16 protein-coding genes are annotated in these 15,607 nt (G+C 70.6%); 3 read left to right on the top strand and 13 right to left on the bottom strand.

The features are described from left to right. The 13 genes from OG247_RS44190 to OG247_RS44250 form a co-directional block, all read right to left on the bottom strand. Window positions 1-435: a hypothetical protein gene (locus tag OG247_RS44190; protein ID WP_327258069.1), complete on the bottom strand. Its 435-nt coding sequence runs from the start codon at window positions 433-435 to the stop codon at window positions 1-3. Window positions 436-468: 33 nt separating this feature from the next. Next, the gene (locus OG247_RS44195; RefSeq protein WP_327258070.1) at window positions 469-1,317 is read right to left on the bottom strand and encodes a hypothetical protein; all 849 of its coding nucleotides are present in this window, start codon (window positions 1,315-1,317) and stop codon (window positions 469-471) included. Next, complete coding sequence (locus OG247_RS44200; protein ID WP_327258071.1) at window positions 1,314-1,859, bottom strand: hypothetical protein; 546 nt, start codon at window positions 1,857-1,859, stop codon at window positions 1,314-1,316. Before OG247_RS44200 ends, OG247_RS44195 begins: the two co-directional genes overlap by 4 nt. Further along, on the bottom strand, window positions 1,852-3,309 hold the full coding sequence (locus tag OG247_RS44205; protein WP_327258072.1) for a type IV secretory system conjugative DNA transfer family protein: 1,458 nt from the start codon (window positions 3,307-3,309) through the stop codon (window positions 1,852-1,854). Before OG247_RS44205 ends, OG247_RS44200 begins: the two co-directional genes overlap by 8 nt. Further along, window positions 3,306-4,292, bottom strand: a complete 987-nt coding sequence (locus OG247_RS44210; protein WP_327258073.1) for a hypothetical protein — start codon at window positions 4,290-4,292, stop codon at window positions 3,306-3,308. The genes OG247_RS44205 and OG247_RS44210 overlap by 4 nt, the downstream gene beginning before the upstream one ends. Beyond that, window positions 4,289-4,423 carry a hypothetical protein gene (locus OG247_RS44215; RefSeq protein WP_327258074.1) on the bottom strand — a complete coding sequence of 45 codons (135 nt, stop codon included), beginning with the start codon at window positions 4,421-4,423 and terminating at the stop codon, window positions 4,289-4,291. The genes OG247_RS44210 and OG247_RS44215 overlap by 4 nt, the downstream gene beginning before the upstream one ends. A gap of 23 nt (window positions 4,424-4,446) precedes the next feature. Continuing rightward, window positions 4,447-5,892 (bottom strand): ATP/GTP-binding protein, encoded by a 1,446-nt coding sequence (locus tag OG247_RS44220; protein WP_327258075.1) that lies wholly within the window; start codon window positions 5,890-5,892, stop codon window positions 4,447-4,449. Next, complete coding sequence (locus OG247_RS44225) at window positions 5,889-7,418, bottom strand: SCO6880 family protein (RefSeq protein WP_327258076.1); 1,530 nt, start codon at window positions 7,416-7,418, stop codon at window positions 5,889-5,891. The genes OG247_RS44220 and OG247_RS44225 overlap by 4 nt, the downstream gene beginning before the upstream one ends. Continuing rightward, window positions 7,418-9,235, bottom strand: a complete 1,818-nt coding sequence (locus OG247_RS44230) for a hypothetical protein (protein ID WP_327258077.1) — start codon at window positions 9,233-9,235, stop codon at window positions 7,418-7,420. Before OG247_RS44230 ends, OG247_RS44225 begins: the two co-directional genes overlap by 1 nt. Beyond that, entirely contained in the window at window positions 9,213-10,010 is a 798-nt protein-coding gene (locus OG247_RS44235; RefSeq protein ID WP_327258078.1) for a hypothetical protein, read from the bottom strand. The genes OG247_RS44230 and OG247_RS44235 overlap by 23 nt, the downstream gene beginning before the upstream one ends. A 10-nt stretch (window positions 10,011-10,020) precedes the next feature. Continuing rightward, on the bottom strand, window positions 10,021-10,341 hold the full coding sequence (locus tag OG247_RS44240; protein WP_327258079.1) for a hypothetical protein: 321 nt from the start codon (window positions 10,339-10,341) through the stop codon (window positions 10,021-10,023). A gap of 84 nt (window positions 10,342-10,425) precedes the next feature. After that, window positions 10,426-11,418 carry a C40 family peptidase gene (locus OG247_RS44245; RefSeq protein WP_327258080.1) on the bottom strand — a complete coding sequence of 331 codons (993 nt, stop codon included), beginning with the start codon at window positions 11,416-11,418 and terminating at the stop codon, window positions 10,426-10,428. Window positions 11,419-11,427: 9 nt separating this feature from the next. Next, window positions 11,428-12,054 (bottom strand): hypothetical protein, encoded by a 627-nt coding sequence (locus OG247_RS44250; protein WP_327258081.1) that lies wholly within the window; start codon window positions 12,052-12,054, stop codon window positions 11,428-11,430. A 969-nt stretch (window positions 12,055-13,023) separates the two neighbouring features. Here OG247_RS44250 and OG247_RS44255 point away from each other — a divergent pair. From OG247_RS44255 to OG247_RS44265, 3 genes are all read left to right on the top strand, one after another. Continuing rightward, on the top strand, window positions 13,024-13,536 hold the full coding sequence (locus tag OG247_RS44255; RefSeq protein ID WP_327258082.1) for an XRE family transcriptional regulator: 513 nt from the start codon (window positions 13,024-13,026) through the stop codon (window positions 13,534-13,536). 164 nt (window positions 13,537-13,700) lie between these two features. Further along, window positions 13,701-14,393, top strand: a complete 693-nt coding sequence (locus OG247_RS44260) for a hypothetical protein (RefSeq protein WP_327258083.1) — start codon at window positions 13,701-13,703, stop codon at window positions 14,391-14,393. 1 nt (window position 14,394) lies between these two features. Then, complete coding sequence (locus OG247_RS44265; protein WP_327258084.1) at window positions 14,395-15,558, top strand: MAB_1171c family putative transporter; 1,164 nt, start codon at window positions 14,395-14,397, stop codon at window positions 15,556-15,558. The last annotated feature ends 49 nt before the right edge of the window (window positions 15,559-15,607 follow it).

The following is a 15,607-nucleotide window of genomic DNA, read 5'->3' on the forward strand; positions in this document are numbered from 1 at the left end:
TCACCGTCCCGTGAGCTGCGGGAAGCGGCTCTCCCACACCCGCATGACGGGTGCTTCGGCCAGGCCCACGGCCCAGACGGACGTCAGGAGGGCGGCGTTGAGGAGCGCGTACTGCTGCGCGGCGGTTCCGTCTGCGAGGACGACCCGGTACAGCTCGGTGACGGCGCGCGGGTCGGTGAGGTCGACTTCGGCGGGCACGGTGTCGCGTACGAGGTCGTCGGGCACGCGGACGGTTCCGGTGGCCGGGCCCTCCAGCCGGTCGAGGTCGTCGACGACGGCGAAGCCGTTGGCGCTCCTCCAGCGGCTGAGCGCGGGATCGGACAGGGCTTCGGCGATGTCGGCGGCGAGCCGGCCTTCGGCGACCGCGCGGGCGCGGAGTTCCTGCTGGACTTCGCGGCCGCGCGCTGCGCGTTCACGGGGGACGGGGGTGCTCATCATGCGCTCCTGGTGATGGTGGTGGGCGGGCCGCTAGGAGGCCTGCTGGAGGGCGTCGGCGCCGGCGAGCCACTTGTAGGCCTGCCGGTGGGCCAGCGTGATGTCGCCTTCCTCGATGCTCTGCTCCTGCGCGACCCGCCACAGCAGGGAGCGCAGTTCGACCGCTCCCCCGGCGGCCGCTCGGCTGGTGTCGCGGGCCACGCCGACGAGGATGTGCGCGAGGGCCGCGATGTGCGTCTGGACTTCGTCGAGTTCGACCGTGGCGGTCTTCCTGCCGCGCAGGACGCCTCCGGAGGGCTGTCCGATGGTGAGCGCGGCGAGGTTGCGGGAGACGGGGACGTTGCGGGCCGGGTAGGGGATCGACCAGTGCGCCGTCAGCCAGGGGGTGAGCGGCTCCGGGACGCGGATGCTCCAGCGGTCCGGGCCGTCCTGCCGGGCGACGGCGTCGGACAGGGCGTGGCGGCGGGCCCGTTGCCACGCCGCGTCGTCGCCGCGGAAGGCCACGGCGGCGGGCCGGTCGGGCAGGATCGCGAACAGCGGGAACAGGCCTGCCAGGTCCCAGGTGCCCAGGAGGTCGGCCGAGCGGCGGGGCCAGCCCGGCTGCGCGGGCTCCTTGTCGGCGATGTGCCACCAGTCGGTGGGCCGGTCCAGGAGGTGGCGGGCGAACGGCCAGGTCATGATCTTGGTGAACTGGTGGCCGGCCGTGTCGCGGCCCATCAGGACCGCGACGCTCTCGGCGTACGGCGGGAGCTCCAGGCGCAGGGACATCTCCTGTCGCAGCGCTTCGCCGCGTGCGCCGGAGAAGTCGGCGGCGGTGGCCCACCTCGGCCAGATACGGCCCTCAGGCTCGGCGGCGGACGGTACGGATACGGGTACGGTCACTGCTCTGCTCCCTGTCGGATCATCTCGTGAAGGCCCGGGTGGATCAGGGCCTTGTCGGTCATGTCGTCCGAGACCTTGGAGTAGATCTCGAAGGCGCGGTCGTAGTCCCGGAACTCCCTCACCCGCGGGTCGGTGTGCTTCTGCGCGGTGCACTCCTTCAGCGCGATGCGGGGCACCGTCCGGTAGAGGGCGTCGATCCACTCGACCTCGGCGGTATCGCGTTTGCTGCCCGGGCTGTAGGTCCGCACCCAGGACACGAACAACGCGGTCAGCAGCTCGCAGACGTCCTTGTGCTGGTACCAGCAGGGCGTGAGGTGGGTGAGCGTCCACGGGTAGGTCCGCACCAGCCACTGCACCCAGGTACGGAGCTCGGCCAGGCGCTCGCGGCGGACGGCCGGCTCCATCACAACCCAGACCCACCCCGACAGGTCCACCTCCTCCTCTTCTTCTTCCTCGATGTCGAGGTCGTCGAGGATTTCGCCGGTGTCCTCGTCGACGAGGCCGTCCATGGGCGGGATGTCGTAGGACTCGTCGTCAGGCACGTGCCAGCTCCTTGCGTGCGGGGGCTTCCTTGATCAGCCGCTGAAGGTCCTTGTCCTGGAAGATCATCCGCAGGCTGACCAGGACGGGCGCCTTGTTGCCGTACTGGACGATCGCCGTGCCGTCCTTCAGCTGCTGCAGGGCGTGGACCGGGGCGAGGTCGCGTTCGCGGTTGTGGGACTCCGCGGAGATCGAGACCTCGGCGCGGCCCAGCGTCAGGTTGAAGAAGGCCAGCGTCTCGGGGTCGGCGACGCCCGGTAGGAGCATGCGCATCGGGGAGGCGGAGATGACGGTGTTGGCCTTGTCGTCGCCCAGGGAGGTCCGCAGCTGGCTGAGGTCGTGCCAGATCGTGAGCATGACGATGCCCTGGCCGCGGCCCGTCGTCAGGACGGTCGCCAGGTCCGGGTAGCGCAGCACGTTGCCGGCCTCGTCGATCAGCAGGCCGAGGGCAGGCGAGAGCGGCTTGCCGGTGCGGGCGTACTGGCTTTCGGCGGCGTGGATCACCGAGGCGATCAGTGCGGTGATCAGCGGCGCGTAGCGCCGACTGTCGGAGGCGGAGGCGACGATCGCGATGGTGCCGCCCTTGGCTATGACCTCATCGACGTCGAAGTCGCTGGTCGTGCTGGACTCGCGTACGGCCTTGTCCTGGTAGACGCGGGCGATCACGTTGAGGGTGAGCTGGATCGACCCGACGCCGTCGCCGTGCAGGCGCCGCCACGGGGAGGCGTAGTCTTCCGCGGCCTCGGCGAACCCGGCGTCGATGAGGACACCTTCGACGGTGTCGACGGCGTCCTTGCCCAGTGAGAGCCAGCGCCGGAACGCGGTGATGCCCTCGCCGGAGACGCGGGCGGCCAGCAGGACGCCCTTGACGATGGGCTGTGCCTGCTCCAGCCAGGTCTGCGCCTTGGGGTCGGCGCTGTTGGCGGAGGCCTCGGTCAGCCATTTCGCCATCTCGTCGGCGTCCTGCTCGGTCTTGCAGTACTCCACCGGGGACCAGCGGGACGTGACCCGCCCGGGTATGCCCTTGGGGGCCACCACGTGCACCGGCCGGCCCTCGGCGGCGCGCCGGGCGTAGATCATGTCGAGGTCGGAGGCCTTGACGGTGGTGATGACGAGGGGGCCTGCCCACTCCAGGGCGTTGGGCAGGAGTAGGCCCATGGACTTGCCGGAGCCGGGGATGCCGAAGGCGAGACCGGACAGGCAGGGTTCCCCCGCGACGAGCTTCTTCGTGACCAGACCGCGGCCCGCGACCAGCCGGTCGGGGCGGGTCTCCAGGGACTTTTCGGCGCGCAGGTGCTTCTCCACCTTGCGGCCGCCCCAGGTCGCGCCGTCGCTCTGGCGCTCCCACGGCTTGAGGACTACCGCGGCGACCGGGGCGGCGACGGCCAGCAGGGCCCAGGGCCCGTACTGCATGAGACCGCCGCCTTCGACGAGCGAGGGAAAGTCGGTCATGGTGTCCTCCTGGACGGGTGCGGGGTGGTGCGGGCGTTCTTCGCCGCGGCCAGCGCGGCGCGCGTGCGGGCCATGCCCGCCGCGTTGGTTTCGGGGTCGATGCGGGACGTGAGGTCCAGCGAGGCGAACGCGGGCGGCGTAGGTGTCGGGAAATCCGCGACGTTCACCACGGGCGGCGTGTTCTCGGTGGCCTTGGCGCGGTGGAAGTCCTCGCTGCGCTCGGCGCAGCGCGGGCAGGGCATGCCGGTGTCGAGGTTCACGCCGTCCTCGCACCGGGGGTCCGGGCAAGGGCCGGGCCGCAGCAGCGCAATGGCCACGCCGACCGGCCGGGACAGGGATCCCAGCGCGGCCTTCGTTGCGTAGCCGTGGGCCCACCACCGACGTACGACCCGCGCGGACAGGTCTTCCGCCTGCCGTCCGGCCGCGAGCGCCGCCCGGACGGCGGCGGTCACAGCGGCCGGGAGCGGCGAGGGCAGCAGCACGGTGAGCTGGCCGGGCAGGGCGTCCAGGACCTCGCGGACGGCGGCCGCCGTGACGAGCTCGACATCCTGCTCCAGCGGCCCGCCCGTCGCGGCGGCCGCCGCGACGGGTTCGGCGGGCGGGGCCGGCTGGGGTGTTCCGGGGGCGCAGTCCGGCTCCAGCGTCAGGGTGACGGCTCCGGCATGCCGCCCCCGCACCGCCTCGAACTCCACGGCAGTGACCGGGGTGGGGAAGACGTACAGGTCGGTCGCCCACCGCCCGCCTGGGGACTCATACTTCACGCGCAGCAGGAGCCCGTCGGCGGTCAGGGACCGGGCAGCGGCGTGCAGCCGCCGTACGGGGACGCCGTGCTGCTCGGCGAGGGCCGCCAGCGTGAGCGTCTGGCCGTCTGCGCCGTCCAGCAGGGCGCCCAGGAGCGTGAGCGCCGCACCGTCCAGACCGGCTGCGCGCAGCGTCTCCTTCTGGACGGCGCCCGCGCCGGGCCGGCCGTGGAAGATCCTCACGAGGCGCCTCCGGGCCGGAACGCCGACGCCGCACAGGACTGCAACCAGAGCGCGCGGGCGGCCGGCTGCTCCTGGAGCAGCGGGGCACCGGGCGCGTGGCCGTGTGTTCCGGCGGAGGCGGGAGTCGTCATGAGCAGTCCTCAGCAGGTCGTGGTCAGGCCGCGGTGAGCGCCGACTCGTCCGAGGTCTCGTCCACCGCGGCTTCGGACATGGCGTTGGACGAGAAGCACAGCTGCTCCTCGGTGGTGGTCAGCAGGTGCTGGACACCCGGGTAGACGGTTTCGCCGACCTTCCACAGGGCCACCCCGCGGCGCAGCCGCGGAATGTGGTCGGCTGTCCAGGCCGGCAAGTTCAGGCGGTTGACGACCGCGCGTGCCTCGTCGGCCTTCATCGAGTAGACGACCAGGGTGTCGGCCATCTTCAGCGCGGCCGCGGTCTCCGTGCTGTCGTCGACATCGCTCAAGTGGTGCACGATGAAAATGCAGGACAGGCCGTAGCCGCGGGCGAACTTGAGGAACTTCTCCAACAACTTCGCAAGCTGTGGAGTGCCCAGGATGTGCCAGGCCTCCTCGAAGACCAGGATCCTCTTGATCTGGTTGTAGCCGCGGCATCCGGTGTCCGGGTTCCCACCGCGCTTCCACGCGCCGGAGGCCGTGTCGGTGACGATCCGGGCATGCGTGTCCGGCGGTGTCCCGCACTCGCACTCGCCGCGCAGCCACACCTCCTCCAGGAACACGGAGATGACGGCCATGAGGATCGTCATCGCGGCGCCGCCGGAGGGGACCCGCGCCAGGTCGAAGACGATCATCAGGGCGTCGAGGTCGACGCTCAGCGAGGTCGGCCCGTCCAGCATTCCGACCAGGTCTCCGCCGCCGGCCGCATCGTCGGCGGTGCCGCCGCACAGCCGGTCCAGGACGTACGAGGCCTCCAGGCCGTCAGCCAGGAGCTCGTCCAGGCCGCGCTTCTTCGCGGCGGCGTCCTGCTCAGTGGGGTGGCGCAGCGCGAACGCGACGTCAGGAAGGACCGCGACGCGGCCCTCCGCCGCCGCCCGCTCGTTGGCCCTGCGCACCGCGATGCGCAGGGCGGATCCGGCGAACTCGTCCAGGCTCCGGTCCAGACCGAGCTCGACGACGGTGCGCACGAGTTCGACCTGGCGGCGGCCGCTGATCTCGGGGTCCAGCGGGTTGATGCACGCCGAGCCGGGCCCGCCGCCGGGAACGAACTTGATGGGCTCGGACCCGGTGAGCGCGCGGCACACCGCCGCCCACTCGCCCTCGCCGGACTCCTTCTGCTCCTTTGTGTCCAGGATCGCCAGGCGGCGGCCCATCCGGGCCTGTCGCAGCGCGTACGTCTTGGTCAGCGCGGACTTGCCCCGGCCGGTGTCGCCCATGACGAGGCAGTTCCCGCCCGGCAGGCCGTCACCGAAGATGGAGAACGGGCAGTAGATGAAGGCCTTGCCGGAGAACAGCTCCCTTCCCACGACCGTGCCGGCGGTGCCCAGGGTGGGCGGGGCGATCGGCAGGTACAGGGCCTGGGAGGCGCGCGTCGTCGTGTACAGCGGACGCATCGTCGTTTCCCGCGCGGGTGCGAAAACGTTCACTTCCTGATCCCTCCGGCGAGCGGCAGCGTGTTGGCGAAGGCACGGTGGTGCTCAAGGTCGAGCCACTCGATACCCAGGTGAGAGGAGCGCGCCTTCGCGCCGGTATCCCGCTTGACCTTGGACAGTTCCTTCTCGGTGCGCGCTGAGACGGTGATGTAGCCGACGATCGCCGCGCCGGCCGCGCCGGACGCGGCCAGCTCCATGCCGCGCTTGGCGGTGGCCTGGGTGGCGATCAGGTCGCGGGGGTCGATGTTGCGGCCGAGGCGCATGTCGCGCTGGATCTCGGCCTGGTTGTTGGTGTCCTCGCTGAGCATCCGCTTGACGGCGGCGTCGTTGGGCTCCAGGTGGGAGGTGATGGCGACGGTGCGGATGATGTCGGGCAGCCCGATGAGCAGCGGGGCCATGAAGTCGGGGCCGACCGGGGTGTTGGGCCAGCTCACCACCGCGGCGGTGGCGTGGTACCAGCCCTCCGTCGAGTCGGCGGCCCGCGCCCGGAAGGACCGCTTGTCGAGGACCTCCACCTGGCGGGGGAAGGCGTGCTGCATCGGCAGCGTCTCATCCCAGATCAGGTGGTCCGGGTCGTAGCTGTTGCGGATGAGAGCGGTGAGCGCGCCCAGGTCCATCGGGGCCACCACCCGCAGTTCGGCGTCCTCGCAGCGCGCCCACAGCTCCTCGGCGGCCGCCGCCATCACCGCGGCGATGCCCTCGTCACCCGACCCGCGGTCGTGGGACTCGGCGGCGAAGTCCTTGTTCCAGGAGGCGTAGGCGACGACGTAGTACCGGTGCTCCTCCGCGCTGGTACTCACCGCGTCCGACAGGGCGTCGTAGGACGCGGCCAGCCAGTCGGGGACCTTGGCGGTCGCGGGCGACTGGGCGCGGGTCGCGATGTGCTGCTGGTGGGCCTCGGGGTCGGACTTGAGCTGGCGGGCCAGCACCGAGATCCGGTCGATCGGGTTGTCGGTGGAGTTCCCGAAGGAGTCCAGGAGGGAGCCCCACCGCTCCAGGGCGAGTTCCTGATCGGAGCGGTCCTTGCCCGCGTGACCGCGCGAGGCGATCTCCAGGGCGATCGTCACGCAGCCGAGGTCCGGCTGGAGGACGACCGCGATGTCCTGGCCGCGGACCGAGGCCGTGACCGGGCGGATCCCCGTGATGCCCGGGGCCGGCTCAAGGGCCTCCGGCGGGATCCCGCCGTCGCGCAGGACACCGGCCTCCACGGCCGGCGAGGTCCACACCCCGCCGGTGATCGCCAGAGTCCGCTTGCGGTCCCGCTCGATCCGCCACCACTTGTAGAGGGTGCGGCGCGAGGACGCGCCCTTGGGCTTGTACGGGATGAATACCGCCCCGGCCGCGATGCTCACGGGCACCGCGACCGCGACGAACGCGAGGAGCGGGATGGCGGAGAAGAGCCAGGCGCCGAACACGGCGACCGCTCCCGCGCTGACGAGCAGGACCTGCTCGCCGAGGTCCCGCTTGCCGACCAGACCGGTCGGCCTCGGCTTGCCGAAGACATAGCTGCGATCGGACATCAGCTACCACTTCCTCCTGGAATGGGCCGGACCGGTGCGGCCGGAGTGGACGGGGCGGACGGAGCACGCGGAGTGCTCGGGGTGGACGGCGTGGACGGCGTGGGAACGGTCGCAGGGCCCGCCCCCGAGGACGTTCCGGCCGGGCCGCCCGAGGCCGGAGCCCCCGCCGGAGCGGGAGAAGGCGCGGGAGAAGGCGCGGGAGGGGAGGCCGGAGAGCCCGCGGGCTGTGCGGGCAGCGGGATGGTGGAAGGGCCCGCGGGTGAGTTCGGACTCGCGGAGGGACTCGAGGCCGCAGAGGACTCCCCCCCGCCACCGGCCGCGTGGTCGGCGGGAATCGTGGAGGAGCCGACAGGGTTCGCGGTGCCCGCTCCCGCAGCCGCCGGCACGGAGGACGAGTCGCCGCCTTCCGAACCCGGGGCGCCTTCGCCCCCGGCCGGGACGACCGAACCGCCGGTGGGGCTGGAGGACGGCGCGCTGCTCGGCGCACCCTCACCGCCGGAACCGCCGCCAGGGCCGCCGGTGGAGGAGCCGCCGGTGGAGGAGCCGCCGGTGGAGGAGCCGCCGGACTGCGGTCCGCCCTCGCCGCCGCCCTGGTCCGCGATGGTGTCCGCGCCCTGGGCCTTGTTCTTGGCCATGTCGACACCGGCCTTGACGGCGGTCAGGGCCGCGCCGACCGGTCCGGCGGCGGCGGTTCCCTTGCCGACGACCGAGCTCGTCATCCGTGCGCTCATCGCCGAGTTCGCGGCCTGCGCCGGACCGGGGACCGCCGCGGCCGGACCGGCTTGCCCGGCGGCCTTGCGGGTGTTCATCAGGGAACCCATCTCGTCCCCGAAGCCCGGCAGCCACTTGTAGATGGAGGCGCTGGAGAACACCGACAGGAACAGGAGCAGCGCGCCCACGAGGATCGTGTTGACCGCGTCGGCGTTGCCGCTCTTGTCCGAGTTCATGATGGCCGCGGCCAGCCCGAACAGGGCGAACAGCACTGGCTTGGCCAGCAGGAGGGCCAGGAGCATGCCCACCCACTTCTTCGTCTTGCCCCACAAGTCACGGTCGACCAACCCGGCGTTGACCAGCGGACCGAGCGCCGCTCCGATATAGAGGGCGCCGGCGCGGATCAGCAGCTCGATCCAGACCAGCAGCGCGGCCACGATGATCAGCAGGAACACGATGATCAGGACGACAGGCGCCTGTGTGGCGTCGGTCTTCAGGATGACCTTCGTCAGCTTCTCGATGAAGGCCTTGCCCTCCTGGATGGCGTTGCCCGCGAACACCTTCGTGATCTCGTCGACGAGCTGGTTGAGGAAGACCAGGGCGGCCGGGGTGAAGGCGTTCACCATGACCTGGAGCAGGAGCAGTCCCACCGCCTCGGAGACCGCGGTGACGGGCGAGATCCCGGAGACGACACGCTTGGCCACCGCGACGAGCCACAGGATGAGCGTCAGGAGCGTGGAGACGCCGAAGATCAGGGCGTAGGTCTTGAGGAAGCCCGGATTGGTGAAGTCCACCTTGGTGGTGGCGTCCATCAGTCCGATGATCTTCCCCAGGAACCATGCCGCGCCCTCGCCCATCTTCTTCGCGATGAACCCGAACGGGTCGGACGCGAAGTCGGCGATCGCGCCGACCGCATCGTTGATGTCGCAGGCTTCCGAGATGCCGGGGATGTCGCAGGCGCTGGGCAGGGCCTGGGCGGCCGGCGCGGTGAACAGCAGCCACAGGGGCACCAGCAGCCCGGCGGTGATCGTGGCGGGCAGCGACCGCAGCACCCTCAGGCGCGGTGAGCGGCGCCGGGGGGCTTCAGCGGGAGTACGGCGCGACATTCGCGTCCCCTCCCAGCTGCCGGAAGGAGTCGGGGGCGGACGGCTGGCCGGCCGTCGCCTGCGGGACGAGCCCCGCGGAGCGGGTGATGCCGACCGCCCGCCAGTCGCCGTCCACCCACCGCAGGGTGTAGTTCCACTGGTTGAACTCGCTGGTCGGCGTCAGCTTCGAGGTGCTGTCGGCAACGCCGGTGACGGCGGCCGTCCACAGCTCGACGGTGACGACGTCCGTGCTGAAACTCGTGACCTGCGCCGACAGGGTGGCCTGCCGGTTGATCAGCGGGGCCCCACCCTGGGTCAGGCCGCTCTTGAGCACGCCGAGCTTGGCCATGGCCGCCTCGGACTGCTCGTCCAGGGTCTGGAGGCGCTGCGCCACGGACTCCGGGGCCATGATCACGTTGGTGATCTTGTGGCGGATGTCCTTGTCGGCGAGGAACAGGGCGGTGGACTGCACGGCCTGGAAGTTCGCGGCAGCCGCCTTCGCCCCCTCCTTGGTCCGCTCGTACCCGACCGGCACACCGTCCTTCGTGCGCAGGGACCCCGTGGTGCCCGCGCCCTCGGTGTTGCCGCCGTCGGCTTCCTTGCTCTTGCCGGGGGCAGCGACCGGGGAGCCGGCCTTCGGGGTGCCGGAGGTGAAGAGGTTGGCGATGAGCAGCCCGGCCAGGGTGCAGACCACGACGGCGATGACGATGAGGGTCAGCGGCTTGGGGCCGGACCGGCGGGGCGCGCGGTCGGCCGACCACGGTCGGCCTTCGGAGTTGCTGTCGTTGTTCGTCATGGAGATCGCCTCAGATGCCCATGCCGTAGACGGCCGTGAAGATGGCTGCGGCGGACGCGACGAGGAAGATCCCCACCAGGCCGCCGACGATCTGGCCCTTGCCGGTGTCGGTGTGCATCGTGCTGTTGCCGGAGCCGACCCAGCCCTTCGACTTGGCGATGCCCATCAGGAACGTCGCCGCCGACACGACCAGGACCCCCGCGGCGATGACGCCGATGATCACCTTCGAAGTCGCTCCAAGCGCCCCGAAGGGGCCCCAGCTCGGGTCCACACCGCCGATCACGTCACCAACGCTGTCAGCGAGAACCATCCACTTACCGTCAGAAGCCATGAGTTTGTCCTTTAATGGGAGATGGGCCCGGACCCCGGAAGAGGGTCCGGACGAAGGGGCGGAAACGCCCGGGGAAAAATGCGGTCATCCGATGTGCCGCATGGCGACGATCTGGCCCTGCCACCAGGACATGGGCTTGATCCGCACGTTCAGTCCGGTCCGCGGGGCCTCGATGACCTCGCCGTTGCCGATGTACATGCCAACGTGCTCCGGCACGGCGGCGCTGCCCACGCTGAAGAGCAGGTCGCCGGGGCGCAGCTGGCTGATCGCGGCGACCGGGGTGCCGGAGTGCACCTGGTCGTAGGTGGTCCTCGGCAAGTTCACGCCGGCCGCGCCCCACGCCATCTGCATGAGCGAGGAGCAGTCGCAGCCGTTCATGCTCTTGTAGGGGAAGTTGCAGCTTCCGCCCCACTGGTAGGGGGTGTTCAGCGCGGTCTTCGCGGCGGCGATGGCCCGCGCTGCGCCGCCGGAGCCCGGGGGCAGCGGTACCTGGCCGTCGGCAGCCGCGGCCCACTTCGCGGCCAGCGAGGTGATCTCCTCCACGTAGCCGCGGGTCTCGTCGTAGGGCGGGACCCCGTTGTAGTGCAGGACTGCGCCGTCTCCGGCGTTGTAGGCGGCGAGCATGTTCTTGACCGAGTCGCCGGGCACGTTCTTGACGATCTCGGCGAGCTTGCAGTCGTAGGCGACCGCGGCCGGGATCGCGTCCGCCGGATTCAGCGGATCCTTCTTCCCGTCGCCGTCGCCGTCGACCCCGTACACGGCCCACGTGCCGGGGATGAACTGAGCGATGCCCAGCGCTCCCGCGCCGCCGTCGGGCGGGTTCGGCCGGAAGCCGGACTCCTGGTGGAGCTGCGCGGCCAGGAGGGACGCGGTCACCTGGGGGCAGGTATTCGCCATCGCCTTGTCGATGAGCTTGCGGACCCAGTCGGGCACCGGGGCGTCGGCCGCGATCGAGCCGCCGGGGCCGTTGTTGGCCGCCCGCGCTCCCCCGGCCCCGCCCAGCATCATCATCAGCGCGAAGACCAGGATGAGGACGAGCACGAAGGCGGCAGCGCCGGCCTGTATCAGCTTGTTCACGCCGGCCGCCTACGCGTACGGCAGCGCGATGACGCGCCACGTGCCGTCGGCGCCGCGTTCGAGCTGGATGGCGACCTGCTTGGTCTCGGTGGTGGCCTGCCCCTTCTCGGGTGCGGTGGTGAGCCGGTACACCACCCGCGCGAGCGCGGAGGTGGCCGTCGGGGCCGGAGCACCGTCGGGAATCGACACCTTCAGGACCGTCGCGGTGACGGTCGTCTTGTCGGCCGTCCACTGCCGCCACACCGAGTTCGTGCTCGCCCGGGGCGTGCTGATCGACGCACCGAGGTCCGGCGAGGCGTAAACCGCGGCCCGCTTGCCCGCCTCCGTGTACGCCGAGTCCTTGCCCGGCCGCGCGTCGTGGCTCGCCCAGGCGGCCGCGAAGTCCGCGGCGACCTTCGCGATGTCCTGCGGGAGCTCGGCCCCTTCGGAGGCGGCCGGGCCCTCGGGTACGGGGATCGTCCCGCTGCCCGGCGCGGGGCCGGCGGCGGCCGACGTGGTGGGGGCCAGCTCCGGGGGCTCCGCCACTGGGGTGCCGCCGGAGCCGCAGGCCGTCAGGGCAGCACTCAGCGCGGCCAGCGCGAGACCGGAAGACGCCAGACGTGAACAAATACGGATAGATAGGAGTTCTGAGGGCATGGAGAATCCGCCTGCGGCTCGGTGAAAGCGAAGAAGAAGATGGGGTGCCGACGGCCCGCCGGGGCCAGAGGACTGCGCAGTCAGGGCATGCCTTCGCACCCCGGCTCCCGGGCGCGGCTGGTGAGCACCAGGCCGTCCAAGAGGTCAGCGGGAGCGGAGAAGGCCCTGAGGCAGAGGCAGGGGCCAGCGGCGTGCCGCTACGACGGACCCGAGCCGGCCGTCGTACGGTGCGGACCCGCTAGGGGAGTCCGGGCAGCCGCGAACACGGGGCCGCGGGCCCGGAGCGAGACGCTCGGCCCCGAGCAGCCGGGCGCGAAGTAGGCATGTCCCGCCGACGGCTTCGGCGCCGAGGCGGACAGAGCGGCCGTACCCGCGACAGGAGCGGTGTGGCAGGCGGAACGTGACGGTCCGGCGATGGCCGGCACCAGAACCCCGGCGCCGGTGGCGGCCAGGTCTTTGCGTACGAGTGATCGCATGAAAAACTGCCCTTGATCCAGGGAACCGGGCCGCAGCTTCCTACGGCGATACGACCCAGCTCCCGGTGAACCGCGTCCCCTCCCCGGAGACGCGTCCCGGTGTTCGGGGGATCCCACTCCCCTGAACACCGGCCTTACTCGGGCTCTTTGATGCCGCAGCACATGGCACGGCCCCTCCCCCGACCCCATCCGGCCCACGTCGAACAGCACGTGCTTAGCGGGCTAGACTCCGCGCGCCCAAATCATGAGACGCGCTTCATCTAGCGGGCTAGATAAGGCGTGGATCAACATACGTCGACGCTCGTTGCGACTGCAAGCCGATAAGTCGTAGATCACACCGTTGCCCGATTCGTCATGGACACGACCAGTCAATAAGCGTTCTAGACGTGGGTAGTTGTGCCATTTAGCAAATTCCGTCTAGCACAGTAGATAATCAAGGTTGGCGGTTCGGGCTGAACTGCCCCCGCATGGCAACGGACAGGAGTGATTCCCCATGGGCGAAGAGAGCCCGCCCGGCCGCGAGCAGACGATGGCCCAGCGCCTCGACTTCCTGATCCGGACCCTGCACCCGCCCGGCCGCGGGCCGTACACCTACCTGGAGATCGCTGACGGCACCAAGCAGCTGCCCGGCCCCTCCGTGTCCCACGGCACTGTGCAGACCATCCACAAGGGCGTCAACACCAACCCCGGCATCGACTCGATCCGCGCCCTCGCCGGCTTCTTCGGAGTCAGCACCGGCTATCTGGCCGACGGAGAGAACTCCACCGCGGTCGAGAAGAGGCTGGAGGAGCGTATCGCCCGTCTGCACGAGGAGACCCGCAGGGCCGCCGCAGCCGACGAGTTCGCCCAGGTCCTGGAAGACGAGAACGTCCAGGCCGCCGCGTTCCGCCTCGGCGGCCTCTCGGCCGGATCCCTCAAGTCGGTCACCGCGCTGATCAAGCACCTCCGCAAAACCGAAGGCCTGCCGGACGTCAAGCCCGGCCGGGGCCGACGCACCAAGAGCTGAAACGACACGTCGAGCCCAAATCACCCAAAGCTGCATCTACCTGACATGTGAGCAACAATTTTCAGCCATTGTGAAAATTTCGCCTAAGCTCCATACCGACAGGGCAGTACAAATCCGGCTCGAAGCAGCAGTGCACCTTCCCGCCGGACGGCGAGAGGCAGTCGATGAGCTGGTGGAAGCGGGGCGACCGCGAGTGCGTCGCCATCGTCAACCAGCTGTCCATCCCACAGCCGTTCAACCTTGAAGCATTCTGCGAGGGCATAGCCGCCCTCCGCGGGAGGCCCCTCATCCTGCTGCCCCTCGACGGACCACCCGACCCAGCCCTGCCCTGCGGCATCTGGCTCGGCCTCGACGTCGCCGACCTCATCTTCTACGACGCCGCTGCTGCCGCCATCCTCAAGACGCAGATCGTCTTCCACGAGATCGCGCACATGCTCCTGGGTCACACCGCGCCCGAGCTCGACGTACCGCAGACGCCCTCCGAAGACGACCTCTCCCTGGCCGCCGAGCACTTCCAGCGCCTCCTCACCCGCACCCGCGGCGCCGTTTCCGCATTCGACCACCCCGACCTCCCGCTCGGCGCGATCATCCGCGCCGAAGCAACCCGGATCCGCGCCCTCGCGTCCATGACCGAAACCGTCGACGAGGAACTTGGGCTGGACCTCAGCCGCATCGCGCACCTGATGGGCCGTAGCAAGTTCGCCTCGCCCCAGGAACGCGCCGCCGAGACGCTGGCCACCCTCATCCACGAGCGGGCCAGCCGGCACACTACCCACTCCAGCTCCACCGAAGCCGAAGACCGCCTGGGCCGTCTCCACGACGCCCTCGGCCACCCGCTGCGGAACACCTGGTCGTGACGTGCAAGCCGTAGAGGTCGGCGTGCTCGCCATGCTCTGGACCGTCACGATCTGGCGCGCGCCCTCCGCCTTCCGCACCCCCAAACAGCGGGCCCTGTGGCTGTCCTTCGCCGCCTTGGCCGTCGCCATCACCCTGCGCGTGCCTGCCGTCATGCACAGTCTCGACGACTGGTTCCACGTCAACAGCCTCTCCACCCTCATCAAGCACTGGGCGGGCATCGTCGCGGCCGGCGCCGTCGTCGAGTTCGTCGCCGCCATCTCCCGCCCAGACCACCACCGAGGGTTCCGCCCCCGCCATTACACCGCCCTCGCCACGATGGGGCTCCTCGCAGTGCTCTTCCAGTTCGTCCCCCGCGAACACGAGGTCGACGACTTCTTCCTGGAACACGCCGGCAGCAGCTGGGCCACCGCCTACTACAGCGCCTTCCTCTCCTACCTCGGCTTCGCGATGGCCGCTTCCGCCCGGCTCTACTGGACCAGCGTCCGCCACGCCACCAGTCGCTTCCTGCGCTTCGGCCTGCGCCTAATGGCCATCGGCAGCACCTCCGGAGCCCTCTACGCCACCACGCGCGTCCTCTACCTCCTCGGCCGCCTCCTTGGGGTCACCCCCGTCACCACCGATGCGCTCGCCGACACCCTCACCGATCTCCTCAAGTACCTCTCCATCAGCCTCATCCTGATCGGCAGCAGCGTCCCTGCGCTCGGGGTCGCCTGCCGGACGATCAGGGACTGGCGCCGCCTCCGAAGCCTTCAGCCTCTCTGGCGCGACCTCACCACCTCCACCCCGGAGATCGTCCTCAAGGGCACACTTCTCCGCGGCCCCCGCCTTCGGCTCCATCGCTGCGTCATCGAGATCAGGGACGCAGGCCTCGCCCTCGCGCCCTACACCAGCGACGCGATCCGCGAAGCCGCATTCCGTACTGCGGACGCCGCCGGATACGACCACCAGAGCAGCCCTGCGGCGGAAGCCCTCCGGCTGCGCGCCGCCCGGGAGGCCAAGGCAACCGGTCTGCCGCCGGTCGCGGAGGTCCCGGAGGCTGGAGCCCAAGGCCTCCAGGACTCGGACTTCGACGCGGAGGTCGACCGACTCCTCCAGCTCGCGAGGGTGTACCACTCCCCCATGGCTGACGAGTTCGTTGCCAGACAGGCCGACAGCGAGGTCTAGAATGTCCTGTTCTGCGGCGAGGTGTTGGCGCGTGCCAACACCACCCGCG

Source organism: Streptomyces sp. NBC_01244, assembly GCF_035987325.1.
Lineage (GTDB): Bacteria > Actinomycetota > Actinomycetes > Streptomycetales > Streptomycetaceae > Streptomyces.

What these genes read in the sequence shown, in the direction of transcription:
- OG247_RS44190 (WP_327258069.1), bottom strand. Translation starts at nt 435, where the DNA reads ATGAGCACCCCCGTCCCCCGTGAACGCGCAGCGCGCGGCCGCGAAGTC.
- OG247_RS44205 (WP_327258072.1), bottom strand. Translation starts at nt 3,309, where the DNA reads ATGACCGACTTTCCCTCGCTCGTCGAAGGCGGCGGTCTCATGCAGTAC.
- OG247_RS44215 (WP_327258074.1), bottom strand. Translation starts at nt 4,423, where the DNA reads ATGACGACTCCCGCCTCCGCCGGAACACACGGCCACGCGCCCGGTGCC.
- OG247_RS44225 (WP_327258076.1), bottom strand. Translation starts at nt 7,418, where the DNA reads ATGTCCGATCGCAGCTATGTCTTCGGCAAGCCGAGGCCGACCGGTCTG.
- OG247_RS44230 (WP_327258077.1), bottom strand. Translation starts at nt 9,235, where the DNA reads ATGTCGCGCCGTACTCCCGCTGAAGCCCCCCGGCGCCGCTCACCGCGC.
- OG247_RS44235 (WP_327258078.1), bottom strand. Translation starts at nt 10,010, where the DNA reads ATGACGAACAACGACAGCAACTCCGAAGGCCGACCGTGGTCGGCCGAC.
- OG247_RS44240 (WP_327258079.1), bottom strand. Translation starts at nt 10,341, where the DNA reads ATGGCTTCTGACGGTAAGTGGATGGTTCTCGCTGACAGCGTTGGTGAC.
- OG247_RS44250 (WP_327258081.1), bottom strand. Translation starts at nt 12,054, where the DNA reads ATGCCCTCAGAACTCCTATCTATCCGTATTTGTTCACGTCTGGCGTCT.
- OG247_RS44255 (WP_327258082.1), top strand. Translation starts at nt 13,024, where the DNA reads ATGGGCGAAGAGAGCCCGCCCGGCCGCGAGCAGACGATGGCCCAGCGC.
- OG247_RS44260 (WP_327258083.1), top strand. Translation starts at nt 13,701, where the DNA reads ATGAGCTGGTGGAAGCGGGGCGACCGCGAGTGCGTCGCCATCGTCAAC.